The following is a 25,119-nucleotide window of genomic DNA, read 5'->3' as shown; positions in this document are numbered from 1 at the left end:
TGCTCTCCCGTCCGACACTACGACTGCTGATCGAAAGGCAGTCGACTGACAGTCGACTCTACCGAAGCAGATTCCCGCGCCGTTCAACGAACGATTCGGGACGCAGGGGGTCAGTGACCCGATTCGACCTTGCGCCATTCCACGGCGGCACGATCCAGCACGCCGTTGACGTAGGTGTGGCCATGCTCGGAACCGAAGCGCTTGGCCGATTCGATGGCTTCGTTGATGACCACGCGGTACGGCACGTCCAGGCGGAAGCGCAGCTCGTAGCCGGCCAGGCGCAGCACGGCGCGTTCGATGGCATCCACTTCTTCAATGCCACGGTCCAGGTACGGGCCGAGGGCTTCGTCGATGTCGCGGCGGTTGTCCAGCACGCCATGCACCAGCGCTTCGAAATAAGCCAGATCGGCGATTTCGCGGGCCTGTTCGTGGGCGAACTGGGCGATCAGCGACTGCGCGTTGCCGCCGGAGATCTGCCAGGCGTACAGCGCCTGCACGGCACGACGGCGGGCGCGCGAACGCAGCACCGGGTCGATGCCATCACGGCGGACGGGTTTACCGGAGGGCTTGCCCTGGGTGTTCTTGTTCATGGCAGTTGCTCCAGCAGGTTGACCATTTCCAATGCAGCGATTGCGACTTCTTCACCCTTGTTGCCATGGCTGCCACCGGCGCGGGCCTCGGCATCCTCGGCGCGTTCCACGGCCAGCACGCCGTTCAGCACCGGCACGCCGAAATCCAGCTGCACGCGCATCAGGCCTTCGGCGCAGCGGTCGGCCACGTGTTCGTAGTGGCGGGTATCGCCACGGATGACGCAGCCCAGGGTGAGGATGGCGGCGTGTTCATGGGCAGCGGCCAGGCGCGCGGCGACCAGCGGCAGTTCCCAGGCACCCGGCACGCGGATCACGTCGATGTTGGCTTCGGCAATGCCGTTGCCGGCCAGGCTCTGGCGGGCGCCAGCAACCAGGGTATCGGTGATGCGGGCGTTCCAGCGGCTGGCCAGGATGGCAAAGCGCGCCGACTCGGGGGTGCGAAGATCGCCTTCGTAGTGGCTCATATGCGGCTTGGGGGTTCGATTAGGGGGTGATTCTACCGCATGGTGTGCCGACCAACGGTCGGCACCTGCCAGGGGGCCGGGAGGATGTGCCGACCAACGGTCGGCACCCACCGTGGGTGCCGACCGTTGGTCGGCACGCCAAGCTGGCTTACAGGGTGACCGTCTCCACCACTTCCAGGCCGTAGCCGGCCAGGCCCACCTGGCGGCGGGGGGTACCCAGCACGCGCAGCTTGCCCAGGCCCAGGTCGGACAGGATCTGCGAGCCGGCACCGTTGCGGCGCCACTGGCCCACGTCCTTGTCCTTGCCCGGCACCACCGGCGCCGGCTGCTGGCGCAGGCGGGCCAGCAGGGCTTCGCCATCGCGCGGGGCCGACAGCACCACCATCACGCCCGCCCCTTCGGCGGCAATCGCACGCAGGGCATCGGTGGCGGCCACGCCGAAATCATCGCGGCGCCAGTGCAGCAGGTCGGCCAATGGGTTTTCCACCTGCACGCGCACCAGGGTCGGGGTGTCGGCCGCCGGGGTGCCACGCACCAGGGCGAAATGCAGGTCGTGGGCGATGCGGTCGCGGTAGGTGACCAGCTTGAACGGGCCGAATTCAGTGTCGATCTCGCGCTCGTCCACGCGTTCGACGGTCTTTTCGGTGGCCAGGCGGTAGGCGATGAGGTCGGCGATGGAACCCATCTTCAGGCCGTGCTCGCGGGCGAACACTTCCAGTTCCGGGCGGCGCGCCATGCTGCCGTCCGGGTTGAGGATCTCCACCAGCACGCCGGCCGGTTCCAGCCCGGCCAGCATGGCCAGGTCCACGCCGGCTTCGGTGTGGCCGGCACGGGTCAGCACGCCACCCGGCTGGGCGATCAGAGGGAAGATGTGGCCCGGCTGGTGCAGGTCGGCCGGCTTGGCGTTCGGCTTCACCGCAGTACGGATGGTGTGGGCGCGGTCGTGGGCGGAAATGCCCGTGGTCACGCCTTCGGCCGCCTCGATGCTGACGGTGAAATTGGTCTGGAACTGCGCGGTATTGGCCTGCACCATCGGCGCCAGGCCGAGGTCGGCGGCGCGGGTGCGGGTCAGCGGCAGGCACACCAGGCCACGGCCATGGGTGACCATGAAGTTGATGTCCGACGGCTTGACCAGCTCGGCGGCCATGATCAGGTCGCCTTCGTTCTCGCGGTCTTCGTCATCGACGATGACGACCATGCGGCCCTGGCGAATGTCTTCCAGGATGTCCGGGATCGGGGCGAAATTCATGCGCGTGCTCCTTCGCCCAACAGGCGTTCAACGTAACGGGCGACCAGGTCGATTTCCAGGTTCACCGCACTGCCCTCGCCGGTAGCGGAAAAGGCGGTGTTGGCCACGGTGTGCGGGATGAGGGCGACTTCAAAGCCTTCCTCGTCCACTTCGTTGACGGTGAGGCTGACGCCGTCCACGCAGATCGAGCCCTTCTTGGCGATGTAGCGGCGCAGGGCGGCCGGTGCGGCGAAACGCCAGCGCTGGGCACGTGCATCTTCGTGGATGGACAGGACCTGGCCGAGGCCATCGACGTGGCCGCTGACCAGGTGGCCGCCGAGGCGGTCGGTCGGGCGCATGGCGCGTTCGAGGTTGATGACCGCCCCCTCACCCAGCTGGCCCAGCGTGGTCAGGCCCAGGGTCTCGGTGGAGGCATCGGCCTGGAAGCTGCCGGCGTCGTATGCGATGACGGTGAGGCAGACGCCGTTGATGGCGATGCTCTCGCCCATCTGCACGTTGTCGAACGGCAGATTTCCGACGTTGAAGGTGAAGCGGACATCGCCGCCGATGGATTCGCGTGCGGCCAGACGGCCGACGCCTTCGATGATTCCAGTAAACAAGAAACGTTCTCCGCGGAAAGTGAGCGAAAAACGCCGCAAGGCAAACAGGCGGGCGCAGGGCCGCAAAGGCCCTGTGGCACCGTCTTCTTTCATCCGGACTATGACCGTCGGCTCCGGCATTGGACCGGATCTGCTGACCCCCGGCCGTGGGCCGGGGCGCTCGCGGGCTCGTGCTTGCGCACCTACCGCCGGTGGGGAATCGCACCCCGCCCTGAAGACGTTTGTGTACCGGCGAACCGGCCGGCCCAGTGTACCAGCCTGGGCTGAACGGGGTCGGACGCCTGCCGCCAGCTGTGACGTCCGTCGCTCGCAATTCGTAAAACTTTCATTAAACTCAAACCTCGGACGACATGAGGTCGCCACGGACCACCAACAGTGGTGGCCCGCCAATGGACTGCAATTCACAGGAATTTCCATGCGCAAGATCCTGATCGTGGCCGCACTGCTGGCCGCCGCCCCGTTCTCGGCCTCGGCCGACGGCCTCAGCTATACCTACGTCGAAGGCGGCTGGAGCCAGGTCAATACCAAGGATGATGGCTTCGACGACCCGAAGGTCGACGGCGGCTACGTGCGCGGTTCGTTCGCTCTGGCCGAGCAGGTGCATGTGTTCGGTGGCTGGAGCTACGGCAGCAAGACCTACCATTACTCGAACGCCAAACTGAAGCTGGAACTGAACCAGCCGGAGCTGGGCATCGGTTACCACATGCCCTTCAGCGACCGCGTGGACTACACCGCCGACATCGCCTGGGTCCGCCAGCAGGCTGAGGTCAAGGCGGACTTCGACGGTTTCGGTCGTATCACCGACAAGGACCACACCAATCTCGTGCGCGCCACGATGGGCCTGCGTGGCAAGCCCTCGGCCATGACCGAAGCCTGGATCAAGGCCGGTTACATGGATGGCGGCAACAACTTTGAAGGCACCTGGGTCGGCACCCTCGGTGGCCAGATCAACTTCACCAAGACCTGGGGTCTGGTGGGCGAGATCTCCGGCTACCGCGACGTCACCCAGTTCTCGGCCGGCGTGCGCGCCAGCTTCTGATTGCTCGATCCTCGTCGTGTAATCGAACGGGCCCCGCAAGGGGCCCGTTTTTTTTGCGACTGTCTTTTCAGACAAATTGCATGGCGTCCTGCGGGCTGCTGCCGCAGGCTGCTGTCCTTTCCCCTTCTGGATGGACGATGCTGGCCTACCGCCTCCCCCTGCTGCTGTGCCTGCCATTCGCCGCGCAGGCAACCGCTTCGGAAAAGCTGAGCCCCGAGCAGGCCTTTGACCTGTACGCGCAGGCTCTGCTGGAAGGTGATGCCCGCGCCGCTGAAGCGTTGACCCGCGCACTGCCCGCCGACGCCCTGTGGAATGCCACTGCCCTCCTGCGCCTGCCACGCCTCCTGCAGGACACGCACGAACAGGTATTCGACCAGTGGGAAGATGAAGTCGTCCCCGCCGTACTGGCCGAGGCGGTGGTGACCCAGATCGGCAGAACGTACGCCAGCAGCCACTGCCGGGCCGTGCCCGGGCAGACCATTGCCGAAGCTGCACCGGCCGGGCAGGCGCAGATCACGTTTACCTGCCAGGTCCCGGTATGGAATACCGGAAGCGGCCTGCTGGCCGACCCGGCCATCCAGCAGAAACTGCAGGACGACGAGGTGTTTGCTGCGTATCTGATCGCCTCGGAGCTGCGCATGGCGGAGCAGCAGACGATCACCGGCACCGCGCTGCTGGAAGGAAGCGCCGGGACGGGCTACTTCCCCGACGGCGACACGATCCGATTCCTTGCCCCGGTGCTGCTCTCGATCTTTCCGGAAACGCTGGCCGACACATTGCTGGAAAAGTAGCCGCGTGGCGGCATGGCGTGCACGCCCCTGCCATCGAATCTGCGTGCAGATGCGCTAGTCTTTCGCGCCTCTGCACTACCCACTGGAAACGGAACACCGTCATGAAGACTCCCCTGCGCACCCTGCTCGCCAGCGCCCTGCTGTGCGCCCCTGTGTTCGCCACCGCCGCGCCGGCGCTGACGCCCGAGCAATCACTGGACCTGTACGCACGCGTGCTGATTGAAGACGATGCCGCTGCCGCGCGCACGCTCAATGATGCCCTGCGCAGCGCCCACGACGGCAAGGACGCGGTCACGCCCACGCCGGGCGCACTGGCCAAGGCCCTGGCCGAACCGTGGATGGCGCTGCAGGCCAGTACCGGCGGCACGCCCGATGCCGCCGCGACCGAAGCGCTTTATGCAAAGGTGCTGAAGGCATCGACCTGCCGCGCCACCGGCAGCACCATCGAAGACAACGAGTACGTGGACGGCCAGAAGATCGCCTCGGTCGATTTCAGCTGCAAGGTGGTGGATCTGGAAAGCGTGCGCCCGCTGTTCGCCGCCAGCATGACCAGTGACGACCCTGCCGCCCGCAGCCGCTTCATCGATGCCTACACGCAGGCACTGAAGAGCGGCACGCAGCGCACGGTGACGGGCAGCCAGAAGCTGTACTCCGGCGCAGAGCAGGCGTACTGGTTCAGTGGCAGCTTCGATGAGCTGGTCACCCCGGTGCTGGAAGCACTCGCGCCGTTCCAGCTGTGGATGGAAGATGCCCAAGCCGCCAGCGCACCGAAGGTGACCGGCGTGCCCAGCTGCGACCTGTTGCTGCAGCAGCACCGCAGCTGCGTGGCGAAGATCGCGCCGGATCAGATCAGTGGCGTGGACGCGATGGCCGAAGAACTGAAGGCCAAGGCGCAGGTGCAATCGGCCGATGAAATGACGCAGGAGTGCAAGGCTCTGCGCCCGATCGCACAGATGATGTGGACCGACGAGTGCGCGTAAGGCGGTAACAGCGCGGACGCATCCATCCACGCCAGGCGTGGATGGATGTCACCGCATCAAGCGCGCAGCAGCAACCGCAGGTCGTCGCCCACCTGGCGCTGGTCGACCACGCGCAGGCGTCGCTGCTGGTCCATCGCCTCGATGCCCAAGCCGGCCAGCAGCGGGCGGCCGGTATCACCCAGCAGCGTCGGTGCCTGGTACAGCAACAGCTCATCGACCCAGCCGCCGCGCAGCAGCGCACCCGCCAGGGTGGCACCGGCTTCGGTATGCACTTCGTTGATGCCACGCTCGGCCAGCAGCGCCAGCACCGCCCCCAGATCCAGGCGGCCATCCACGCTCGGCACGCTGGCAAATTCGGCGTCGGCCGCATCCGGCGCGCTCACCGCGGCATCGTGCACGTACAACGTCGGCGCTCCACCCTCGCGCACGCGGCTGCATTCCAGCGAGCGCAGGCGCGAATCGAGCACGACGCGCAGCGGTGGCATCACCTCGGTATCGGCCAGGCGCACGGTCAGCATCGGGTCATCAGCCAGCACCGTGTCGGCGCCGGTCAGGATCGCACCAGCACGCGCACGCCAGTGCTGCACGTCTTCGCGCGCGGCCGGGCCGGTGATCCACTTGGAGCTACCATCGGCCATCGCGGTGCGACCGTCGAGGCTGGCGGCCAGCTTCACCCGCAACCACGGCCGATTGCGCTCCACACGCGACAGGAAACCCTTGTTGATCTCCCGCGCCTGCATCGCCATCAGTCCTTCGGCCACCTCGATGCCCGCCTCGCGCAGCAGGTTGAAGCCACCGCCATCGACCTTCGGGAACGGATCGCGCAGCGCCGCGACCACGCGCGACACACCCGCGTCGATCAATGCCAGCGCACACGGCGGCGTGCGCCCGTAGTGCGCGCACGGTTCAAGGGTGACGTAGGCGGTGGCGCCGCGCGCCTCGCTTCCTGCCTCGCGCAGCGCGAACACTTCGGCGTGCGGTCCACCGGCACGCTGGTGCCAGCCCTGCCCGACCACGCGTTCGCCATGGGCGATCACGCAGCCGACCATGGGATTGGGGCGGGTGGTGTAGGCCGCACGCTCGGCCAGACGCAATGCGTTGGCCATGTGCAGGTGGTCAAGGACGGTGAACGGAGTGCTCATGCGGCCATGGTAACGCCATCAGTGCCAACCAACGGTTGGCACCCACCGCCCATCAGGGCGTCAGCCTTTCTTCTTCTTCGTCAGGGCGATGACATCGCCCAGCAGCTGCAGCTGTTCGGTGCTGGCCGGCAGCTCACGTTCGAGCTTCTCGATTTCTTCGCGGAAATCGGCCACGTCCTCGAAGCTGCGGTAGACCGAGGCGAAGCGCACGTAGCCGACGTGGTCGAGCTTGCGCAGTTCGTTCATCACGAACTCGCCGACCTTGATCGAGGGCACTTCGCGTTCGCCGCTGATGCGCAGCTGGTGGACCACGGCGCGCACCGCTGCTTCGATCTTCTCTTCGGGCACGGCGCGCTTCTGCAGCGCGCGGTCGAAGCCGGCGCGCACCTTGCGCTGGTCGAAGGCCTCGCGGGTGCCATCACTCTTGACGATGGCCGGCAGCTTCAGCTCGACCGTTTCCAGGGTGCTGAAGCGTTCGTTGCAGGCCTCGCACTCACGCCGACGACGGATCGTCGCGCCGTCTTCGGAGACGCGCGAGTCGATGACCCGGGTATCGGCATGCTGGCAGAAGGGGCAATACATGGAACGCCTGGCTCAGGAAAGAACGTCATGCCATCGTCATGGCAGCGTCGCAAAGGTACCTGAGAAGCGCTTTTGCAGCAAATCCGGGCGGCGCTCAGCCTTGTGCGGCAAGGGGTTGCCGCCAGCGCAGCCAGGCCAGATGCGCCGCCGGCAGCAGCAGCGGCGGGCCCAACAGCAGCAGGCCGAAGCCCTCCATGCGTTCAGTGAGGCCGACCACCAGACCCAGTGCGGCGGCGGGCACCGCAGCCAGCGCGCCCAGCGCCAGCAACGCCCACCACAGCCGGCCCACCGCCTGCAGGCCAGGCCGGCCCTGCAGCAGGAAACCGGCGCCGATGTGCAACCAGGCAACGATGCCCAGCGCCCCGGCGGTGCCCCAGCACACCAGCAGCAGCCGGCTCAGCAGGCGGGTTTCCTGCATCAGGCCGGAGTACACGCCCACCAGGGCCACCGTGCCGCCCAGCAGCACGCCGGGCAGGCCGAACAGCAGGGCCTGCACGAGGTGCAGGCGCTTGTGCCAACGCTCATTCATGCGCTCATCCATGCGCGGTGCTCTCCTTCGATGCCGGGGTCAGAGCCCTTCCCTGCGGGAAGGGATCCGACCCCGCTCCCCGGTCAGCCGTAGACCGGGTACTTGCGGCACTGCGCGCTGACGGCGTCGCGCACGCGGGCGATGACGGCGTCATCGGCCGGGGCGTCGAGCACGTCGGCGATCCAGTTGGCCAGGTCCACGCAGTCCTGTTCGACATAGCCACGGGTGGTGACCGCCGGGGTGCCCAGGCGCAGGCCCGAGGTCACGAACGGCGAACGCGGGTCGTTCGGCACCGAGTTCTTGTTGACGGTGATGTGGGCCTTGCCCAGCGCGGCTTCCGCATCCTTGCCGGACACGTCCTTGCCGATCATGTCCACCAGCATCAGGTGGTTCTGGGTGCCGCCGGAGACGATCTTGTAGCCGCGCGCGATGAGCGTGTTGGCCATCGCCTGGGCGTTCTTCACCACCTGCTGCTGGTAAGCGGTGAAGCCCGGTTCCAGCGCTTCCTTGAACGCCACGGCCTTGGCGGCGATGACGTGCATCAGCGGGCCACCCTGGATGCCGGGGAACACCACCGACTGCAGCTTCTTGACCAGGTCTTCGTCGGCGCCCTTGGCGACGATGATGCCGCCGCGCGGGCCGCGCAGGGTCTTGTGGGTGGTCGAGGTGACCACGTGGGCGTGTTCCAGCGGGCTCGGGTAGACGCCGGCGGCGACCAGGCCGGCCACGTGGGCCATGTCCACGAACAGGTAGGCACCGACCTTGTCGGCGATGGCGCGGAAGCGCGCCCAGTCGATCACCTGCGAGTAGGCCGAGAAACCGGCCACGACCATCTTCGGCTTGTGCTCCAGGGCCAGGCGCTCGACTTCGTCGTAATCGATCAGGCCCTGGTCGTTCACACCGTACTGCACGGCGTTGAACAGCTTGCCCGAGGCGTTGACCTTGGCACCGTGGGTGAGGTGGCCGCCGTGGGCCAGGCTCATGCCGAGAATGGTGTCGCCCGGCTGCAGCAGGGCGAAGTACACGGCCTGGTTGGCCTGCGAACCGCTGTGCGGCTGCACGTTGGCGTAGTCCGCGCCGAACAGCTGCTTCAGGCGGTCGATCGCCAGCTGCTCGGCGATGTCCACGTATTCGCAGCCACCGTAGTAGCGCTTGCCCGGGTAGCCTTCGGCGTACTTGTTGGTCAGCTGGCTGCCCTGGGCCTCCATCACGGCCGGGCTGGTGTAGTTCTCGCTGGCGATCAGCTCGACGTGGTCTTCCTGACGCTGGGTTTCGGCGGCGATGGCCTTGGCCAGTTCGGGATCGTAGGTTTCGATGCGGACGTCACGCGGGAACATCGGTTACTCCGGCAGGCAGGGAAAAAGGGGAATGGCACAGCCCCTGATTGTAGCCCCGTGGCGGCCCGCCGGGGCCGGAATGGACGCGGGGCCGGATCCCCTGGCGGAGATCCGGCCCCGTATGGTTTTGCCTGTGGGCCTGGGGTCGGATCCCTTTCCTGTGGAAAGGGATCCGACCCCGACAGCAACCTGCTTAACGGCTGAGCACGTACTGGGCGATGACGCCGGTGGCGATGGCCACCAGAAGCATGTTGCCGCGGTCATCGCGGATCCAGTGGTGACCATACGGCGGGCGACGCAGGTGGTAGCGCGGGTAATCGTTCACCACGTAGATCGGGCCACGGTAGTAATCGCGGTAGCGGTGGCCGACCTGCCAGCCGTAGCCCGGGCCCGGGCGATAGCCGGGGCGGTAGACCACGCGCGGCGGCGGCGGCGCCGGATGGTAGTAGCGACGGTCATGGTCGCGGCGCCAGTCACGGCGTGCATCGCGGCGGTCGCGCTCGTAGTCGCGGCGCGCCTCGCGCACATCGTGGCGGTACTCGCGGCGATCGTCGCGGCGGTCTTCCCGCCATTCGCGGCGGTCACGGTGGTCGTTGTCGGCGAACGCCGGGGTGACGGCGCCCAGGGCCAGTACAGAGGCCATGGCCCCGGCCACGATGAAGTTGATGCGCATGACAGACCTCTGCTGGGTGGGTGGTAATGTCCATATTGCGCAGGCGATCTGAACCGTTTCCGGCTGGAAACGCTTCCCGTTGACGTATTGCACTCTGTATTCAGCCTTCGGCCAGCCCCGCGGGGCGCCGACAGGCGCGGCCGGGAACCGGTTCCGGCTATAATTGGGGGTATTCCATTCAGTCTGTGCCCGCTGTCGTCCGGGATCTTCCCGCTGACGGACGGGTGCAGGGCCGCGCCCCTACGGAGACCTCATGTCCTCGCAATACATCTACACCATGAACCGCGTGTCCAAGGTGGTCCCGCCCAAGCGGCAGATCATCAAGGACATCTCGCTGTCCTTCTTCCCGGGCGCGAAGATCGGCCTGCTGGGCCTGAACGGCGCCGGCAAGTCCACCGTGCTGAAGATCATGGCCGGCGTGGACACCGATTTCGAGGGCGAAGCCCGCCCGCAGGCCGGCATCAAGGTCGGCTACCTGGCGCAGGAACCGGAGCTGGACCCGACCAAGACCGTGCGTGAAGCAGTCGAGGAAGGCGTGGGCGAAGTGCTGCAGGCACAGGCTGCGCTGGACGCGGTCTACACGGCCTATGCCGAGGAAGGCGCCGACTTCGACGCCCTGGCCAAGGAACAGGAGCGCCTGGAGGCGATCCTCGCCGCTGGCGACGCGCATACCCTGGAAAACCAGCTGGACGTGGCCGCCGATGCGCTGCGCCTGCCGCCGTGGGATGCCGTGGTCGGCAAGCTGTCCGGTGGTGAAAAGCGCCGCGTGGCGCTGTGCCGCCTGCTGCTGCAGAAGCCGGACATGCTGCTGCTCGACGAACCGACCAACCACCTCGACGCCGAGTCGGTGGAATGGCTGGAACAGTTCCTGGCGCGTTACACCGGCACCGTCGTGGCGGTCACCCATGATCGCTACTTCCTGGACAACGCCGCCGAGTGGATCCTGGAACTGGACCGCGGCCGCGGCATTCCGTGGAAGGGCAACTACACCGACTGGCTGACCCAGAAGGACGAGCGCCTGAAGCAGGAAGACAACCAGGAAAAGGCTCGCCAGAAGGCAATCCAGAAGGAACTGGAGTGGTCGCGCCAGAACGCCAAGGGTGGCCGTACCAAGGGCAAGGCCCGTCTGGCCCGCCTGGAAGAGCTGCAGTCGGTCGATTACCAGAAGCGCAACGAGACCAATGAAATCTTCATCCCGCCGGGCGAGCGCCTGGGCAACGCGGTGATGGAGTTCAAGAACGTCTCCAAGAAGTTCGGCGACCGTCTGCTGTTCGACAACCTGAGCTTCCTGGTGCCGGCCGGCGCCATCGTCGGCATCATCGGCCCGAACGGTGCCGGTAAGTCGACCCTGTTCAAGATGATCACCGGCCAGGAAAAGCCGGACACCGGCGAGATCGTGGTCGGCCCGACCGTGAAGCTGTCCTACGTGGACCAGAGCCGCGACGCGCTGGAAGGCAACCACAACGTCTTCCAGGAAATCGCTGGCGGCCTGGACATCCTCAACATCAACGGTATCGAGATCCAGTCGCGCGCCTACATCGGCCGCTTCAACTTCAAGGGCCAGGACCAGCAGAAGATGGTCGGTTCGCTGTCCGGTGGTGAGCGTGGCCGCCTGCACATGGCCAAGACCCTGCTGCAGGGTGGCAACGTGCTGCTGCTCGATGAACCGTCCAACGACCTGGACATCGAAACCCTGCGTGCGCTGGAAGATGCGCTGCTGGAGTTCCCGGGCAACACCTTCGTCATTTCGCATGACCGCTGGTTCCTGGATCGCATCGCGACCCACATCCTGGCGTTCGAAGGCGACTCGCACGTGGAGTTCTTCCAGGGCAACTACCGCGAGTACGAAGAAGACAAGCGCCGCCGCATGGGCGACGACGCTGCGCCGAAGCGCCTGCGCTTCAAGGCGCTGAAATAAGGCAACCAGAAAGGCCGCGCTCGCGCGGCCTTTCTCTTTCGGTAGGTCACCACCGTTGATGGTGACTAAAGGCGTACCGACCAACGGTCGGTACCCACGTTCTGCATTTGGGTAGGTCACCACCGTTGGTGGTGACTCCTTATTGTTGTGAGAACCCCCATGTCCCTGTTCGAGCGCCTGTTCCAGCTGCAGCAGCACGGCACCACCGTGCGTACCGAGCTGCTGGCCGGTGTCACCACCTTCCTGACGATGTCCTACATCGTCTTCGTCAACCCGGAAATCCTGGGCACTACGGGCATGGATGCCGGCGCGGTGTTCGTGGCCACCTGCCTGGCTGCGGCACTGGGCTCGGCGGTGATGGCACTGGCGGCCAACTTCCCGGTGGGCATGGCCCCGGGCATGGGCCTGAACGCCTTCTTCGCCTTCACCGTGGTGGGTGCTGCGGGCCTGCCGTGGCAGCAGGCACTGGGCGCGGTGTTCATTTCCGGGCTGGTGTTCCTGGTGCTGTCGCTGACCGGCGTGCGCGCGTGGCTGGTGGCCGGCATCCCTTCATCGCTGCGCTCGGCCATCGTCGCCGGCATCGGCCTGTTCCTGGCAATCATCGCGCTGCAGAAATCCGGGGTGATCGTCGGCAACGAAGACACCCTGGTGGCCCTGGGCCCGCTGAACACCGCACCGCCGCTGCTGGCGCTGGGCGGCTTCCTGCTGATTGCCGTGCTGGAAGCGCGTCGCGTGCGCGGTGCGATCCTGATCGGCATCCTCGCCGTCACCGGCGCCGGCTGGGCACTGGGCGATGTGCAGTACCACGGCCTGGTCTCGCTGCCGCCGAGCCTGGCACCGACCTTCCTGCAGCTGGACCTGCCCGGCCTGCTGCACCACGACGGGGGCGCGCCGATCGCGGTGCTGCTGCAGGTGGTGCTGGTGTTCGTGCTGGTGGAAGTGTTCGATGCCACCGGCACGCTGTACGGCGTGGTGGGTCGCGCCGGCCTGCTGAAGCTGCCGGGTGCGCAGAAGCGCTTCGGCCGGGCGCTGCTGGCGGACAGCACCGCCATCGTGGCCGGTTCGCTGCTGGGCACCAGCAGCACCACCGCCTTCGCCGAGAGCGCCTCGGGCGTGCAGGTGGGTGCCCGCACCGGGCTGACCGCACTGGTGGTGTCGGCGCTGTTCCTGGCCGCACTGCTGTTCTCGCCGCTGGCGGCGATGGTGCCCGCCTATGCCACCTCGCCTGCCCTGCTGTTCGTGGCCGGCCTGATGCTGCGCGAACTGGTGGAAGTGGACTGGAGCGACCTGACCGAATCGGTGCCAGCCGCGCTGTGTGCGTTGGCGATGCCGTTCACCTATTCCATTGCCAACGGCCTGGCGTTCGGCTTCATCGCCTATGCCGCATTGAAGGCCGGTACCGGCCGCTGGCGTGAAGTGCACCCGGCGGTGTGGCTGGTGGCGACGCTGTTCGTGCTGCGTTACGCGTTGGAGTAACAGATCGCGGTTGCCGGCCAGCGGCCGGCACTACCGCAGACGGGCCATGCCCGGCGGCAGGTCAATTGTAGGTAATCGTGAACGTGGCGGTGCCGTTGGCTTCGCCCGGCCCCACCGTGCCGGCCTGGGTCTGGATGTAGCGCGCGCGCAGCGGCAGCGACATCGTCGAGCTGCCGGTCACCGTATCACCCAGCATCAGGCTGTCGCCGAAGCGGATCGTCTGCTCGTTGCTGCCATTGCGGCGCACGATCTGGATGCCGATGCGCGTGGCGCTGTTGCTGCCACTGGTGACGGCCAGCGTCCCGGGCTGGTTGCCACTGGCCGACGTGGCATCGAGCTGGATGCCGATGGTGCTCTGGTACTGCGCCACGTTGCTGCCCTGGCAGCGCAGGTTGATGTTGAAATCGCGATCCACGGCACGCGAGCCCACGCCGGTGAAGCTGTCGTTGGGCACGCTGCCGAAATCGACCACGATGTTGCGGCTGCCCGCATCCACTTCGCAGGTGGGGCTGACAACGGTGGTGCCCGACCCCTTGAAGGACGACGTCAGCACAGGGCGGCCAGCGCCATCACCGTCGAAGTAGTAATTGGTGAAGCGCCCGTTGGGCGCGATGATCCCCGACCCCGTCACCGCGGCAGTCTTGATCAGCTCGATCTTGAACTGGCCCGCGACCAGCGAGATGGTCGATCCGGCAGAGTAGGAGATCTGATGCGGGTAATAGGTCTGGATGGCGCCCGAGTCGCGGTACAGGCGGATGCCTACACCCTCCACGCCGGTCTGGTAGACATTGGAGTACCCGGGGGACAGCCGCTGCTGCGCGGCGTTGAAGTAGACGCCGACCGAGCGCCCACCCGCCCACCAGTCACAGCTGGCCACGCTGTTCCTTGCGATGATCGGCACGCTCAACTGCTTGATCACACCGCCCACGGGCGTGGTTGGCAGAATGACCACCTGCCCCATGTCCATTTCCACGTCCTGGGCAATGAAGCCTCGCGTATCGATTGAACACGCGGCCAGCGCCTGCCCCGACAGGCCCGTGCCGGCAGCCAGCAGCGCCATCACCAGGGTGCCACGGCGGAACGACATCAACGGCATAGGGCCTCCACGGTAGTCAGTCCGGCCGGGCCGGCGTCGGCGCTGGCGGGCGCCGTGTAATCGATCGTGCAGCGGGCATCCGCGTCGTCGCCCCACTCAACCTGCAGCTGGCCGCTGTCATCGGCGGTACGCACGTACACGCGGCCCCCCTGCCCGACCATGCCCACCGGCTGGCCCTGCGCATCCTTCACCTGTGCACCGAAGGGCAGCGTGCTGCCATCGGCGCCATGCGCCTGGATCAACAGCGCGCGACCCTGCCGGGTTTCGAAGCGCAGCAGGCTGATCGCACCGGCGTACGGGGCGATCGACTGGCTGCTGCCTTCCAGCTCGACGTCCAGCGACATGCCCTGCGGGTCGAGGGTGATCGTGTTGAGGCGGTACGGCGAAACATAGGGCACAACGGCATAGCCACGGCCATCGATGCGCAGGCCCGGCGCATTGGCCACGCGGGCGTCACGGGCACCGGCGGCCTGCACCAGCACCAGCGTGTCACCGCGCTGCGGCGAAAGGGTTACGCCACCGCCATGCACCACCAGGCTGCCCGTCGCGCCGACCGCCAACTGGCGGAATGCGCTGGAGTACCCGTAGGACGCGCTCGTCGCTGCATAGCGGCTGCGGTACTCGGCGTTGGCGATACCGGTGGTGCCACCCTCGCGGCTGTCCGACAGCGCGACGCCGTAGCTGAGTTCGTTGTCACTGCCGGCAGAGCCGGTGATGCCGATGCGGCTGGAGTCATAGCCCGAACGATCACGCACGCCCACGTCGGCGCTGAACGACATCGGCTGGCGGCGGCCCTGCCCCAGCGGCACGCTCATCGACAGCAGATACTGGGTGTCGGCAGTGCCGGCGAGTCCTTCTTCGGTACGGATGGCGGACACGCCGAAGTTCAACGAGCGCCAGGCGTTGTTGTAGCCCACCTGGTACTGCTTGCTGGTGCCGGGGCGGTCATAGAAGTCGCGCAGCGCACCGGTGACGTACAGCGAACCACCGCGCAGGCCAAGCGGCTGGTTGAGGGTCACCTGGAACTGGCTGCGCTGGCGGCCACGCACGCTGGGGTCGTTGCCGCGGCTGATGTCGTCGCGCACCATCAGTGCGTCCTGGAGGCTGTAGAACCCCCCGGTGGAATAGCGGTACGCGGCCAGGGTCAGGTTGGTGTTGGTCTCGCCGATCAGGTTGCTGTAGCTCAGGCGCACGCTGGCGCCGGATCGCTCACCCAGCGTATCCAGGCGTGTCCGCGCATGGGTAACATCGGCGGCGAACGCACCCACCGGGGTCGATACGCCCGCACCGTAGAGCAGCGAAACGTAGCCGGTGCTCAACGCACTGCCACCGTAGACCGTCACCCGGTTGTCGATGCCACGCTGCCAGGTACCCTGCAGCAGCCACGGATCATCGCGGAGCAGGTCGTTGCGCACCTGGCCAGCAGTGACTGCATAGCGCGAGACACCCGCGCGCAGCATCTGCGGCACCGAGCCGAACGGCACGCTGAAGGTGCGGCGGCGGCCATCGGCTTCGATGACCGACACTTCCAGGTCACCGCCGTAGCCGGTGGGGTACAGATCGTCGATGACGAAGCTGCCGGGCGACACGGTGGTGGAATAGATCAGCTGCTGGCTCTGCCGCACTTCCACCCGCGCGTTGGTTTCAGCGATGCCGCGCACGACCGGCGCGTAGCCGCGCAGCGAGTCGGGCAGCATGCGGTCATCGGTGGCCAGGCTGGCACCACGGTAGGCGATGGAGTCAAAGAGTTCGCCACTGGTGAACGCCTCGCCGACGGTCAGCATGCCGCGCACCTGCGCGATGCCTCGCTGGGCATAGGTGGCGATGCTCTGCCAATGGCGCCCGTTGCCATCGCTCCAGGTCAGGTTGGAATCATGCCGCAGCTGCCAGCCGCCCAGGTTGATGCCGGAGTTCAGGCCCAGATAGGCGGTGCGGTTGCGGCCACCGCCTTCGGTACGCGTCTGGCTGTCGACGGCATTGAAGGTGTAGCCGAGGAAGCCGGCGTTGATGCCACGGTCCCACAGCGCAGGATTGACGTAGCCGCGCGCGTGGCGGCGCAGGAACACCTGCGGGATGCTCAGGTCGTAGCGCAGGCTGCCACTGTCGAACGTGCCGAAGGCATTGGCCATGCGCTGCTGCACCGGCACGCAGGCATCGGCGGCCGTGGGCACGGCAGGGTCCTGCTGGGCCAGGACGGCCTCGCTGTCCACGCCGAATTCCTCCAGCATGGGCAGGCCCAGGCAGGCGTCGACCTTGCCTTGGGCATCGGCCTTGAACTCGACGTCACGACGCCCCTGCCAGGCACCGTTGACGTACACATCCACGCGGTAGCTGCCCGCGACCGTCGGATTGCCGTTGGCGAAGGCGGCAAGATCGACCTGGCCGGCCTTGCCGGACAGGAAACTGGAATTGAACTGGGCCTGCTCCGGGGGCGCGGCGGTCGCTGCGGTGCTCTGCGCCATCAATGCCTGCTCGCCCAGGTTTGCAGGCGCGGCCACAGCCCATCCAGGGCTTGCGGCCCCAGCGGCCAGCAGGCATACGGCCTGCCGGATCGACAATGTCAATCTGTTTCCAATCACACTGACATTCCTTGACGACGGCCGTGGTGCAGCCATGACGGGGCGCGCTGCCTGCATGCAGCCGTTCGATCAGTTCCCGCGGGCGAGATCGACGGTGCGCTCTACGCGCCCGCCAAAATCATTGATGGTGACGAAGCGCACCTGCGTGGTCGCTGCAGGCACGGTGAATTCGATGCTCTGGCCGGGTGCGGCCATTTTTCCCTTGTCCTCGACCACCTCGTCGCGGGTGCCTGCCAACGCATGCACTTCGGCCAGGGTGACGTGGTACGCACTCGGGTTTTCCACGCGCAGGCGGTCGCCCGAGCGGCTCCAGCGCAGCAGCGCGGGCGCTTCGTTGGCGGTACCGGGAAGGCCCTGCGGGCGGTAGAAGAGCTTGAGCCGCGAGCGGAATGCCACCTGCAGCATGTTCTGGTCGGCATCGCCCGTGCGGGCCGGCGAAGGCGGCACGTCCAGCACGTTGAACCAGAACACCGTTTCGCGGTCGGTCGGCAGCTTGGCACCGGTGAACATCACGCGCAGCGCCTGGCTGCGGCCCGGCTCGACGCGGCTGATCGGCGGCGTCAGCACGAACGGCGCATCGCTGCTGTCGGCGGTCTGGTTGGCATCGCCACTGTCGATCCAGGCCTGGACCAGGGACGGCGAATCGCCCACGTTGTCCACCTGCACGGTGACTTCGCGCGCCTGCCCGGGATAGATCACCCGCGTACCGTTGATGACCACGCCAGCCAGCGCCGTCTGGCACAGGGCGAGTGAGAACGCGGCCGTCAGCAGCGTCCGGGAAAGAAAGGCTTTCATCGGAGGAACTACCCGTGGGTGAAGGCAATGCCCCTGCCCGGTGCTGGCACCGGACAGGGACCAGGCAGCAACGATCAGTTGTAGATGATCGTGTACTTGACGCTGGTGCTGACTTCGCCAGCCGACGCTGCGCCGGTTGCGTAGTACTCGGCGTAGTAGTTCAGGTCGGCGGTGCCGGCGGTGCCGGTGTTCACCCACTGCGAGTTGGTCTGGGCCAGGCCGGAGCTGGCGGCCTTGATCGGCAGCACGTCGAAGTTGCTGCCCAGCAGCTGGACCTGCACGTTGCCTGCGCCATTGGCGGAGGTCGGGGTCTGGTTCAGCAGGCGGCCGGTCGCGAAATCAACGGTGGAACCCGGTTCGAAGTAGGTGGCGACGTTGCTGTTGGTGCCGCACTTGCTCAGGTTGATGGCGAACTGGGTGCGGCCGTTGGTGGCACCGACGGTGGCCAGCGAAGCCTTCGACACGGTCGGCAGGTTGACGGTGAAGTCCTTGCCGGCCGGGGTGGTGATCTGGCAGGTGACGTCGGTGACCTTGCCCTTGAAGGTGATCGTGCCATCGGCGGCGTTGGCGGCCAGCGGTGCGGCAGCAAGCAGGAGGACGGCGAACAGATTGATCTTGCGCATTTGCTTTCTAACCCTACTGAGGAATGTGGACGTAGAGGAGGAAGCAAGGAGCACTGCCGGGCATCAGACCCATCCTTGCGTCTCACCTGTGGCCGGACCCGCGATGACGCCATCCTTGGGGCCCGAGCCGACAGTATAGATCACAAATGTGATGCAGTTCACGCAATGAACGTGTCGCATCGCACATTGACGCCAAATATTTGGCGTGCTACCCGCCATGCCGCTGGCGCGTATCGAACGCACGTCACACTCCTGCGCAGCGGGGCTTTACGCGCGTGTCACAGCGCGAGGAGGAGGCTGTTTTCAAGGCAAAAATGCAATGTTTGACGCGCATCACTATTGCTCAGTGACGCGCCTTCCAGATCGAAACTCTGACCCTTAAAGACTGTTCCGGGCTGTCGTTAACAGACACATACCGAACCAGAGAACGTCATGAAGACCTCGATCCTGCTCTGCGTGGCCCTGATGGGCGTCAGTTCGCTGGCACATGCCGACGGCGGCACGATCCGCTTCAGCGGTCGCATCGTTGATCCGGGGTGCTCGGCGCGCGTGGACCAGCAGCAGCTGCGCCTGGAAGGCTGCCCGCTGTCGGCCAAGGGCGCGACGGTGGCATTGGTGGCGATGGAGGAGGGCCAGGGCGCGGTGCTGCGCGACGGCAAGCGCCAGGGCCAGCAGCTGGCCGTGGCTGCCCGCAGCCTGCGCGCGGGCGATCTGGTGTTTTCGGAAAGCTACCGCCTGGAAGCCCCGAAGCAGCAGCCGCTGCAGGGGGCTTATCTGGTGCGCGTCGACTACCCCTGAGCGTCGCCGCCCAGCGCAACCGGCCCCGGGCGATCAGCCCTGGGGCACTTCCGGCGGCAGTTCGAACACCTGGCGCAGGTAGCTGAGGTAGCCGGGGTCATCGCACATGCTCTTGCCGGGCGAATCGCTGAGCTTGGCCACAGGCTGGCCATTGCAGCGGACCATCTTGATGACGATGTTGAGCGGGGTCGGGCCCAGGTCGTTGGTCAGGTGCGTACCCACGCCGAACGCCACCTGGCAGCGGCCGCGGAAGTAGTCGTAAAGGCGCATCACCTTGGTGATGTCCAGGCCATCGCTGAAGACCAGCACCTTGCTGCGCGGATCGACGCGGCGCTGCTGGAAGTGGGCGAGCATGCGGTCGCCCCAGTCGAACGGGTCGCCCGAATCGTGGCGCACGCCGTCGAACAGCTTGCAGAAGTACATATCGAAATCGCGCAGGAACGCATCCAGGCCGACCACGTCGGACAGCGCGATGCCGAGGTCGCCGCGGTACTCGCGTGCCCACGATTCCAGCGCCGCCACCTGCGAATCCCGCAGGCGCGGGCCCAGGGCCTGGAAGGCCTGCAGGTATTCGTGAGCCATGGTGCCGTGCGGGGTCATGCCGTACAGGCGGGCGAAGTGCACGTTGCTGGTGCCGACCAGCTGCGGGCCGAGCGCATCGCGCAGCAGCGGCAGCAGGCGCGCATGCCAGTCGCGCGAGTAGCGGCGGCGGCTGCCGTAATCAGCGATGCGGCACTGTTCGAAGCCGGGGGTATCGCGCAGCAGCGCGGCTTTGGCCTGCAGGCGGCGTTCGCCCTCGGCGAAATCAGCCGTGGTGGTGTTGCGGAACCAGACCTCATTGATGATCGCCAGCAGCGGCACTTCGAACAGGATCGTGTGCAGCCACGGACCGGTGATGTCCAGGTCGATCTCGCCGGGCACGGTCTTGGACGGCTGCAGCTGGATGTACTTGCGATCGAGGTGGAACAGGCCAAGGAAATCGGCGAAGTCGGGCTTCACGAAGCGCAGGCCACGCATGTAGTCCAGCTCTTCGCTGGTGAAGCGCAGGCTGCACAGGTGGTCGATTTCTTCGTTGATCTGGTCGATGTAGCTCGCCAGGTCGATACCGGGGGTGCGGCACTTGAACCGGTACTGGACCAGGGCGCCGGGGTGCTGGTGCAGCACCGCCTGCATCATGGTGAACTTGTACAGGTCGGTGTCGAGCAGGGACTGGATGATGGCCATGGGCCAATTATGCGCCCGTTCGGGTGAATCGCGTTTCCCGGGCTCGGCTGCGGGTAGATCCACGCCATGCGTGGATGCCCTGCCCCGCCGTCAGAGCGACTTGCGCAGCAGCCTCGGCACCAGCATCAGCGCATGGGCCCAGATCGCGCCCCACACCATCACCCGCACCGGCGCCGAGCGCTGCTTCGCCTCGAACTTGCTGAAGTAGCGCCACAGCCCACGGTGCTTGTGCCATTCGACGAAGAACGGCCGCGAGCGACTGGATACCCCACGCACGTGGGTCACCCGCAGATCGTTGGCGATGGCGACCACGCCGCCGGCATCGCGTACGCGGCGGCACAGGTCGAGGTCTTCGGCGTGCAGGCGGTAGCCGGCATCCCAGCCACCGATACGGTCGAACAGCGCACGCGACATCAGCAGCAGCGCGCCGGACAGTGCCGGCACCCGCTGCAGCGCCTGCGCCGGGTCGCGCGGAATCGCCAGCCGCCCGCCGCGGCCAGGCGAACGCAGCATGGCCAGGAAGTCGGGATCGCGCCGGCGCACGGCCTCGTCGGCGAAGCCGTGCTCGTCCACCTGCTCCACGCCCAGCAGGCAATCCCCCAGTACCAGCGCGCGATCGCGCAGCGCCGCCAGGGTGTCCTCCTCCACCAGCAGGTCGGGATTGATGAATGCCAGCCACGGGCTGCTGGAATCGGCCACGCCCTGGTTGTTGGCGGCGGCAAAGCCGGGGTTGTCCGGGTTGCCGATGAAGCGTACCCGCGGGTCGTGGCTGGCATGGCGCTGCACGATTTCCAGCGTGTCATCCTGCGAACCGTTGTCCACCACCCGGATCTGGGCGACGTCCTGCGCCTGGCGCAGCCGCGACAGGCAGGCATCGATGGTGCTGCCGCTCTGGTAGGTGACGACGATGGCGGCAATGGCAGGGTTCAAGCAGGCGACTCCGGCGGCGTGGGCATGGCGAACAGGTCGCCCTGGTCACGCGGCATTATCGCCTGCCGCAACCGTTGCTGCAGGTCATCGCGCAGCGCATGCAGCGGATCGTGCATGAGGAAATCGGCCAGCCGCGGCATCCAGCCCGGCCAACGCGCGGCCAGGGCCTCCAGGTCGCCCTCGCGGCTCGCGGCCTCGCCGGCACGGCTGACGAAGGCGTTCTCGCACAGCACGTTGCGCCAGCCCAGCCCGGCCATGCGCAGGCTGAGATCGACCAGCGCAGCGTTCCAGCCAAGGTAGCTGTCGGTGTCGAGGCCACCGGCACGGCGGCGCGCGTTGCCGCGCACCAGCACCGCATGGGTCACCGCCGAGGGCAGTTCCGGGTGCAGGTTGGGCAGGGATGCACAGGTGTGGGCCAGCAGCGCGGGATCGGCCGGTTCCGGATTGATCTCGCCCAGCCGCGGCCACGCGGCGGTTTCACCTGCGTTGCACCAGGGCGTGGCGGTGGCGATGGCGGCATCGCGGGCGAAGGCGGCCTGCAGCTGCTGCAGCCAGCCCGGCGCAGGCACGCTGTCCGGGGCCAGCACGGCCACGTCCAGCCCCTCGCAGGCGCGCAGCATTTCATCGAGGTGGGCGACTTCGCCGAGCGGGCGCGCGCGGCGGGTGTATTCGGCCTGCAGCGGCGTCTGTGCCAGCCAATGCTCGACCACGGCCTGAGCGCGCGGCCCCGCCTGGGCGTCATCGGCCAGCCACACGGCGGTACCCGCTGCGGTGCCGGCATCAAGCGCGGCCAGGCAGCGGTCGAGCGCGGCATCGTCCACGCCCAGCGGCAACAACACGATCGCCCCCATCCCGCCTCCGTGGTTGTCGGTGGCGGTAGCGTAGCACCGGCAGGGCTGCGCCCTGCACCTGCGGTAGTGCCGGCCGCTGGCCGGCAACCTCAAGATCAAAAGCTGGCATTCCGTGGGATGGCGGGGTGGGTCCGGTTGAGGGGGACGCCGTAAACCCGTCCATGGGGGCTTGGTCGCGGCATCCATGCCGCTCACACCCCCTCAACCGGACCCACCCCGCCTTCGACAGTTTCCTGCGGCTGTTGGAACCTGCTGCTGTTGGTGGGTGCCGACCGTTGGTCGGCACGGATGAATTCATTCGATATCTGACAGAAAAATCGTGTCGACCAAGGTCGACACCTACCAACAGCCGCCGTTACCAGTAGATCCACGCCATGCGTGGATGAATTCATTCGATATCTGACAGATGTGCCGACCAACGGTCGGCACCCACCATCAGCCGCCGGCCAACTGTCGAAGGTGGGGCGGTGTCGGATTGCGGGGTGTCCGCCGCATGGATGCGGCGGCCAAGCCTACAGGGACGTACTTGCGGCGTCCCCGCAATCCGACACCGCCCCGCCACCCCACGGAATGCCGCTCTTGATCTTGCTTTGGCCTCTGCAGGTGCAGGGCTGCAAGCCCTGCCACAAAAAACCCCTACTTCTTGCGCTCGCGGGTGGGGAACGGCTCCATCGCGCGGAAGCGGTTGCTGTACTCGTCGGTCAGCGTGCGTGCTTCCTGCCCGTTGCGGACGATGGTCGGGGTCAGCAGCACGATCACTTCCGAACGCTTGTTCAACCGAGTCTTGTTGCCGAACAGACCGCCGACGATCGGCAGACGGCTCAGGCCCGGCACACCGCTGGAACCCTCCTCGTCGGAATTGGTGATCAGGCCGGCCAGCATGATCGTGTCGCCGCTCTGCAACGCCGCCTCAGTGGAAATCTTGCGGGTGTTGATCGGCGGGTTGCAGGTGGTCTTGGTCGGGTCGCAACCGGTCGGGATGGCACCGGCCGAGCTGACCTCCTGCACGATGTCCAGGAACACCACCCCATCGCGGGTGATGCGCGGGCGCACTTTGAGGATCACACCCGTGTCCAGATACTGCACCGTGCTGTAAGTGCTGTCGCTGATACCGGTGTTGACCGACACCGAGTTGATCGGAATCTTGGTGCCGACATTCAACTGCGCCTCGGCGTTGTTGCGCACGAAGATGGACGGGGTCTGCAGCAGGCGCAGGTTGGTCACCTTGTCCAGTGCACTGACCACCGCCGCGGCGTTCTTGCCGAGGAACGTCCAACCGGTCTCGCTGCCGGTGATGGCGCCGGCGAAGCTGCCCCAGATGTTGCGGCCCAGCGCGCTGGGCAGGGTGGCGCCGCCGGTGGAGCCGCTGAAATCCTGGCCCTGCACGGCGTTTTCAAAGAACCAGTTGACGCCGTACTTCAGGTCGCCGGTCAGATCGACTTCGGCCACCTGCGCTTCGATGTGCACCTGCAGCGGCATCACGTCCAGCTTCTCGATCACTTCGCGGATCGAGCGCCAGGCCTGCGGCGTGGCGCGCACCAGCAGTGCATTGGTTTCTTCCACCGCCGACACACCGACGGTGTCGCCTTCCACGTCCAGGCTGACGCTGATGTTGCCTTCCTGGCGCTGCGGCAGGTTCATCGTGCTGGTCATGCCGCCGTTGGCGTTGGACGTACCCGTACCGTTGTTGCTGCCGACATCGACGATGTCGCTGTTGCTGCTGTTGCCGCCACGGCTGTCCAGCTGCATCGGCATGGCGCCCGGGGCCAGCCCGGGCACCGAGCCGCGGTTGTTGCGGCTGTTGCTGCTGGCGAAGGCTTCGGCCAGGCGCTGGGCGAGGTCACGCGCCTTGATGTAGCGCAGCTCGTAGGAGAACAGCCGTGCGCTGCCACCGGCGGTGTCGATGCGGTCCAGCCACTGCTGGATCTGGTCCAGGTAGCGCACCTGCGGGGTGATCACCAGCACGGCGTTGGCGTTTTCCAGTGGCAGGAAGCGGAACATGCCGGCGCTGGGGGTCTTGCTGTCTTCGCCGAACACCTTCTCCAGATCGCTGGCGACCTGCTCGGCCTTGCCCGACTGGATCGGGAACACGCCCACCGACATGCCCGACAGCCAGTCGACGTCGAAGATCTCGACGGTGTGCAGGTAGTTTTCCAGCTCGGCGCGGGTGCCACCGAGGGTGATGACGTTGCGGCCGGTGTCGACGTTGACGATGGCGTTCGGCCGCGCATACGGCTCCAGCACCTTCTTCATCTCGCTGGCGGAAATGAACTGCAGCGGCACCACCCGCACTTCGAAGCCGCGGGCGCTGGAGGCCGGCGCGGTGCTGGGTGCGACGGTACCGGCCAGCGCCTGGTCGGCGGCGACGATGTTGTAGCGGCCACCGCTGTAGACCATGCGGGCGTTGTTCCAGCCCAGCACCATTTCCAGCAGGTTCAAGGCCTGTGCCGGCGACACCGGCTTGGGCGTGGCCAGGGTGACCGTGCCCTGCACGCCCGGGGCGATGACGTAGTTCTGCCCGAGCATGTCGCCGAGGATCGCCTTGACCACGGCGTGCACCGACTCGCCTTCGAAGTTGAAGGTGGCGCTGCCGCCGCTGGCCGAGTGCAGGGCCGGTGACGGCGCACGCGCCGCCTCGCGGTTGATCATCGTGCCGCTGCCACGGCGGATCACCGCCTGCGGTGTGCCGGCGGCGGCGTCACCTTCGACCACCTGCGGATCGGCGGAGGCGGCACCGGCCTCCGGCGGCGGCGTGGTGGCACTGCGATGGACATGCGGGCCGGACACGGTGGCGCAGCCAACCAGCAGCGTCAGGGCGAGGGACCAGGGCAGAAAACGCAGGTTCATGCATTCA

General features: G+C 66.8%; 23 protein-coding genes and 1 riboswitch. Of the genes, 6 read left to right on the top strand and 17 right to left on the bottom strand.

The window, feature by feature from the left end; all coding sequences use genetic code 11:
- Positions 1-110: 110 nt before the first annotated feature.
- From nusB to C1927_RS03525, 4 genes are all read right to left on the bottom strand, one after another.
- Positions 111-590, bottom strand: a complete 480-nt coding sequence (gene nusB / locus C1927_RS03540; protein WP_079220616.1) for a transcription antitermination factor NusB — start codon at positions 588-590, stop codon at positions 111-113.
- Positions 587-1,054, bottom strand: coding sequence for a 6,7-dimethyl-8-ribityllumazine synthase (ribH, locus tag C1927_RS03535; RefSeq protein WP_079220615.1), 468 nt, complete (start codon positions 1,052-1,054; stop codon positions 587-589). The genes nusB and ribH overlap by 4 nt, the downstream gene beginning before the upstream one ends.
- Positions 1,055-1,202: 148 nt before the next feature.
- On the bottom strand, positions 1,203-2,303 hold the full coding sequence (gene ribB, locus C1927_RS03530) for a 3,4-dihydroxy-2-butanone-4-phosphate synthase (RefSeq protein ID WP_108745954.1): 1,101 nt from the start codon (positions 2,301-2,303) through the stop codon (positions 1,203-1,205).
- Entirely contained in the window at positions 2,300-2,902 is a 603-nt protein-coding gene (locus C1927_RS03525; RefSeq protein WP_108745953.1) for a riboflavin synthase, read from the bottom strand. The genes ribB and C1927_RS03525 overlap by 4 nt, the downstream gene beginning before the upstream one ends.
- Positions 2,903-2,979: 77 nt before the next feature.
- Positions 2,980-3,125, bottom strand: a riboswitch (FMN riboswitch).
- Positions 3,126-3,317: 192 nt separating this feature from the next.
- Between C1927_RS03525 and C1927_RS03520 the strand changes: the two genes are divergently transcribed.
- The 3 genes from C1927_RS03520 to C1927_RS03510 all read left to right on the top strand — a co-directional run bounded on the left by C1927_RS03520 (position 3,318) and on the right by C1927_RS03510 (position 5,712).
- Positions 3,318-3,941, top strand: a complete 624-nt coding sequence (locus C1927_RS03520; protein ID WP_079220612.1) for an outer membrane beta-barrel protein — start codon at positions 3,318-3,320, stop codon at positions 3,939-3,941.
- A 137-nt stretch (positions 3,942-4,078) separates the two neighbouring features.
- Entirely contained in the window at positions 4,079-4,732 is a 654-nt protein-coding gene (locus tag C1927_RS03515; protein ID WP_108745952.1) for a hypothetical protein, read from the top strand.
- A gap of 101 nt (positions 4,733-4,833) precedes the next feature.
- Positions 4,834-5,712 (top strand): hypothetical protein, encoded by an 879-nt coding sequence (locus C1927_RS03510; RefSeq protein ID WP_108745951.1) that lies wholly within the window; start codon positions 4,834-4,836, stop codon positions 5,710-5,712.
- Positions 5,713-5,768: 56 nt separating this feature from the next.
- Here C1927_RS03510 and ribD read toward each other — a convergent pair whose 3' ends face one another.
- From ribD to C1927_RS03485, 5 genes are all read right to left on the bottom strand, one after another.
- A complete protein-coding gene (gene ribD / locus C1927_RS03505; protein ID WP_108745950.1) occupies positions 5,769-6,854 on the bottom strand; it encodes a bifunctional diaminohydroxyphosphoribosylaminopyrimidine deaminase/5-amino-6-(5-phosphoribosylamino)uracil reductase RibD in 1,086 nt (361 codons plus the stop codon).
- Positions 6,855-6,914: 60 nt separating this feature from the next.
- Positions 6,915-7,436, bottom strand: a complete 522-nt coding sequence (nrdR, locus tag C1927_RS03500; RefSeq protein ID WP_079220607.1) for a transcriptional regulator NrdR — start codon at positions 7,434-7,436, stop codon at positions 6,915-6,917.
- Between the two features lie 94 nt (positions 7,437-7,530).
- The gene (locus C1927_RS03495; protein ID WP_159095291.1) at positions 7,531-7,965 is read right to left on the bottom strand and encodes a hypothetical protein; all 435 of its coding nucleotides are present in this window, start codon (positions 7,963-7,965) and stop codon (positions 7,531-7,533) included.
- Positions 7,966-8,048: 83 nt separating this feature from the next.
- Complete coding sequence (gene glyA / locus C1927_RS03490) at positions 8,049-9,302, bottom strand: serine hydroxymethyltransferase (protein WP_079220605.1); 1,254 nt, start codon at positions 9,300-9,302, stop codon at positions 8,049-8,051.
- A 193-nt stretch (positions 9,303-9,495) separates the two neighbouring features.
- The gene (locus tag C1927_RS03485; RefSeq protein ID WP_079220604.1) at positions 9,496-9,975 is read right to left on the bottom strand and encodes an RcnB family protein; all 480 of its coding nucleotides are present in this window, start codon (positions 9,973-9,975) and stop codon (positions 9,496-9,498) included.
- Positions 9,976-10,228: 253 nt separating this feature from the next.
- Here C1927_RS03485 and ettA point away from each other — a divergent pair, with 253 nt between their 5' ends.
- Both ettA and C1927_RS03475 read left to right on the top strand, forming a co-directional pair.
- Entirely contained in the window at positions 10,229-11,893 is a 1,665-nt protein-coding gene (gene ettA / locus C1927_RS03480; RefSeq protein ID WP_079220603.1) for an energy-dependent translational throttle protein EttA, read from the top strand.
- A gap of 159 nt (positions 11,894-12,052) precedes the next feature.
- Complete coding sequence (locus C1927_RS03475) at positions 12,053-13,369, top strand: NCS2 family permease (protein ID WP_108745948.1); 1,317 nt, start codon at positions 12,053-12,055, stop codon at positions 13,367-13,369.
- Positions 13,370-13,430: 61 nt separating this feature from the next.
- On the opposite strand, the gene C1927_RS03470 is transcribed toward C1927_RS03475, so the two are convergent.
- From C1927_RS03470 to C1927_RS03455, 4 genes are all read right to left on the bottom strand, one after another.
- Entirely contained in the window at positions 13,431-14,465 is a 1,035-nt protein-coding gene (locus C1927_RS03470; RefSeq protein ID WP_108745947.1) for a fimbrial protein, read from the bottom strand.
- Positions 14,456-17,080, bottom strand: a complete 2,625-nt coding sequence (locus tag C1927_RS03465; RefSeq protein ID WP_343125697.1) for a fimbria/pilus outer membrane usher protein — start codon at positions 17,078-17,080, stop codon at positions 14,456-14,458. The genes C1927_RS03470 and C1927_RS03465 overlap by 10 nt, the downstream gene beginning before the upstream one ends.
- A gap of 33 nt (positions 17,081-17,113) precedes the next feature.
- On the bottom strand, positions 17,114-17,839 hold the full coding sequence (locus C1927_RS03460; RefSeq protein WP_108745945.1) for a fimbria/pilus periplasmic chaperone: 726 nt from the start codon (positions 17,837-17,839) through the stop codon (positions 17,114-17,116).
- 74 nt (positions 17,840-17,913) lie between these two features.
- Positions 17,914-18,462: a fimbrial protein gene (locus tag C1927_RS03455; protein ID WP_079220598.1), complete on the bottom strand. Its 549-nt coding sequence runs from the start codon at positions 18,460-18,462 to the stop codon at positions 17,914-17,916.
- A gap of 432 nt (positions 18,463-18,894) precedes the next feature.
- On the opposite strand from C1927_RS03455, the gene C1927_RS03450 reads away from it, so the two are divergent.
- Positions 18,895-19,260, top strand: coding sequence for a type 1 fimbrial protein (locus tag C1927_RS03450; RefSeq protein ID WP_079220597.1), 366 nt, complete (start codon positions 18,895-18,897; stop codon positions 19,258-19,260).
- Positions 19,261-19,293: 33 nt separating this feature from the next.
- Here the strand turns inward: C1927_RS03450 and pncB are convergent, their stop codons facing one another.
- The 4 genes from pncB to gspD all read right to left on the bottom strand — a co-directional run bounded on the left by pncB (position 19,294) and on the right by gspD (position 25,112).
- Positions 19,294-20,484 (bottom strand): nicotinate phosphoribosyltransferase, encoded by a 1,191-nt coding sequence (pncB, locus tag C1927_RS03445; protein ID WP_079220596.1) that lies wholly within the window; start codon positions 20,482-20,484, stop codon positions 19,294-19,296.
- Between the two features lie 90 nt (positions 20,485-20,574).
- Entirely contained in the window at positions 20,575-21,414 is an 840-nt protein-coding gene (locus C1927_RS03440) for a glycosyltransferase family 2 protein (RefSeq protein WP_079220595.1), read from the bottom strand.
- Entirely contained in the window at positions 21,411-22,265 is an 855-nt protein-coding gene (locus C1927_RS03435) for a glycosyltransferase (RefSeq protein WP_079220594.1), read from the bottom strand. The genes C1927_RS03440 and C1927_RS03435 overlap by 4 nt, the downstream gene beginning before the upstream one ends.
- 636 nt (positions 22,266-22,901) lie before the next feature.
- Positions 22,902-25,112, bottom strand: a complete 2,211-nt coding sequence (gene gspD / locus C1927_RS03430; protein WP_079220593.1) for a type II secretion system secretin GspD — start codon at positions 25,110-25,112, stop codon at positions 22,902-22,904.
- Between the last annotated feature and the right edge of the window lie 7 nt (positions 25,113-25,119).

Origin of the sequence: Stenotrophomonas sp. ZAC14D1_NAIMI4_1 (assembly GCF_003086775.1) — a bacterium.
GTDB lineage: Bacteria > Pseudomonadota > Gammaproteobacteria > Xanthomonadales > Xanthomonadaceae > Stenotrophomonas.
The sequence above is the reverse complement of the archived record's forward strand: the minus strand, read 5'-3'. Positions and strand labels throughout refer to the sequence as shown.

Coding starts and splice junctions, on each gene's coding strand:
- C1927_RS03465 (WP_343125697.1), bottom strand. CDS start 17,080: ATGGCTGCACCACGGCCGTCGTCAAGGAATGTCAGTGTGATTGGAAAC.
- C1927_RS03435 (WP_079220594.1), bottom strand. CDS start 22,265: ATGGGGGCGATCGTGTTGTTGCCGCTGGGCGTGGACGATGCCGCGCTC.
- ribB (WP_108745954.1), bottom strand. CDS start 2,303: ATGAATTTCGCCCCGATCCCGGACATCCTGGAAGACATTCGCCAGGGC.
- C1927_RS03455 (WP_079220598.1), bottom strand. CDS start 18,462: ATGCGCAAGATCAATCTGTTCGCCGTCCTCCTGCTTGCTGCCGCACCG.
- C1927_RS03485 (WP_079220604.1), bottom strand. CDS start 9,975: ATGCGCATCAACTTCATCGTGGCCGGGGCCATGGCCTCTGTACTGGCC.
- nusB (WP_079220616.1), bottom strand. CDS start 590: ATGAACAAGAACACCCAGGGCAAGCCCTCCGGTAAACCCGTCCGCCGT.
- C1927_RS03460 (WP_108745945.1), bottom strand. CDS start 17,839: ATGAAAGCCTTTCTTTCCCGGACGCTGCTGACGGCCGCGTTCTCACTC.
- C1927_RS03520 (WP_079220612.1), top strand. CDS start 3,318: ATGCGCAAGATCCTGATCGTGGCCGCACTGCTGGCCGCCGCCCCGTTC.
- ribD (WP_108745950.1), bottom strand. CDS start 6,854: ATGAGCACTCCGTTCACCGTCCTTGACCACCTGCACATGGCCAACGCA.
- pncB (WP_079220596.1), bottom strand. CDS start 20,484: ATGGCCATCATCCAGTCCCTGCTCGACACCGACCTGTACAAGTTCACC.
- C1927_RS03495 (WP_159095291.1), bottom strand. CDS start 7,965: ATGAATGAGCGTTGGCACAAGCGCCTGCACCTCGTGCAGGCCCTGCTG.
- C1927_RS03515 (WP_108745952.1), top strand. CDS start 4,079: ATGCTGGCCTACCGCCTCCCCCTGCTGCTGTGCCTGCCATTCGCCGCG.
- glyA (WP_079220605.1), bottom strand. CDS start 9,302: ATGTTCCCGCGTGACGTCCGCATCGAAACCTACGATCCCGAACTGGCC.
- gspD (WP_079220593.1), bottom strand. CDS start 25,112: ATGAACCTGCGTTTTCTGCCCTGGTCCCTCGCCCTGACGCTGCTGGTT.
- C1927_RS03510 (WP_108745951.1), top strand. CDS start 4,834: ATGAAGACTCCCCTGCGCACCCTGCTCGCCAGCGCCCTGCTGTGCGCC.
- ribH (WP_079220615.1), bottom strand. CDS start 1,054: ATGAGCCACTACGAAGGCGATCTTCGCACCCCCGAGTCGGCGCGCTTT.
- C1927_RS03450 (WP_079220597.1), top strand. CDS start 18,895: ATGAAGACCTCGATCCTGCTCTGCGTGGCCCTGATGGGCGTCAGTTCG.
- C1927_RS03470 (WP_108745947.1), bottom strand. CDS start 14,465: ATGCCGTTGATGTCGTTCCGCCGTGGCACCCTGGTGATGGCGCTGCTG.
- C1927_RS03475 (WP_108745948.1), top strand. CDS start 12,053: ATGTCCCTGTTCGAGCGCCTGTTCCAGCTGCAGCAGCACGGCACCACC.
- ettA (WP_079220603.1), top strand. CDS start 10,229: ATGTCCTCGCAATACATCTACACCATGAACCGCGTGTCCAAGGTGGTC.
- nrdR (WP_079220607.1), bottom strand. CDS start 7,436: ATGTATTGCCCCTTCTGCCAGCATGCCGATACCCGGGTCATCGACTCG.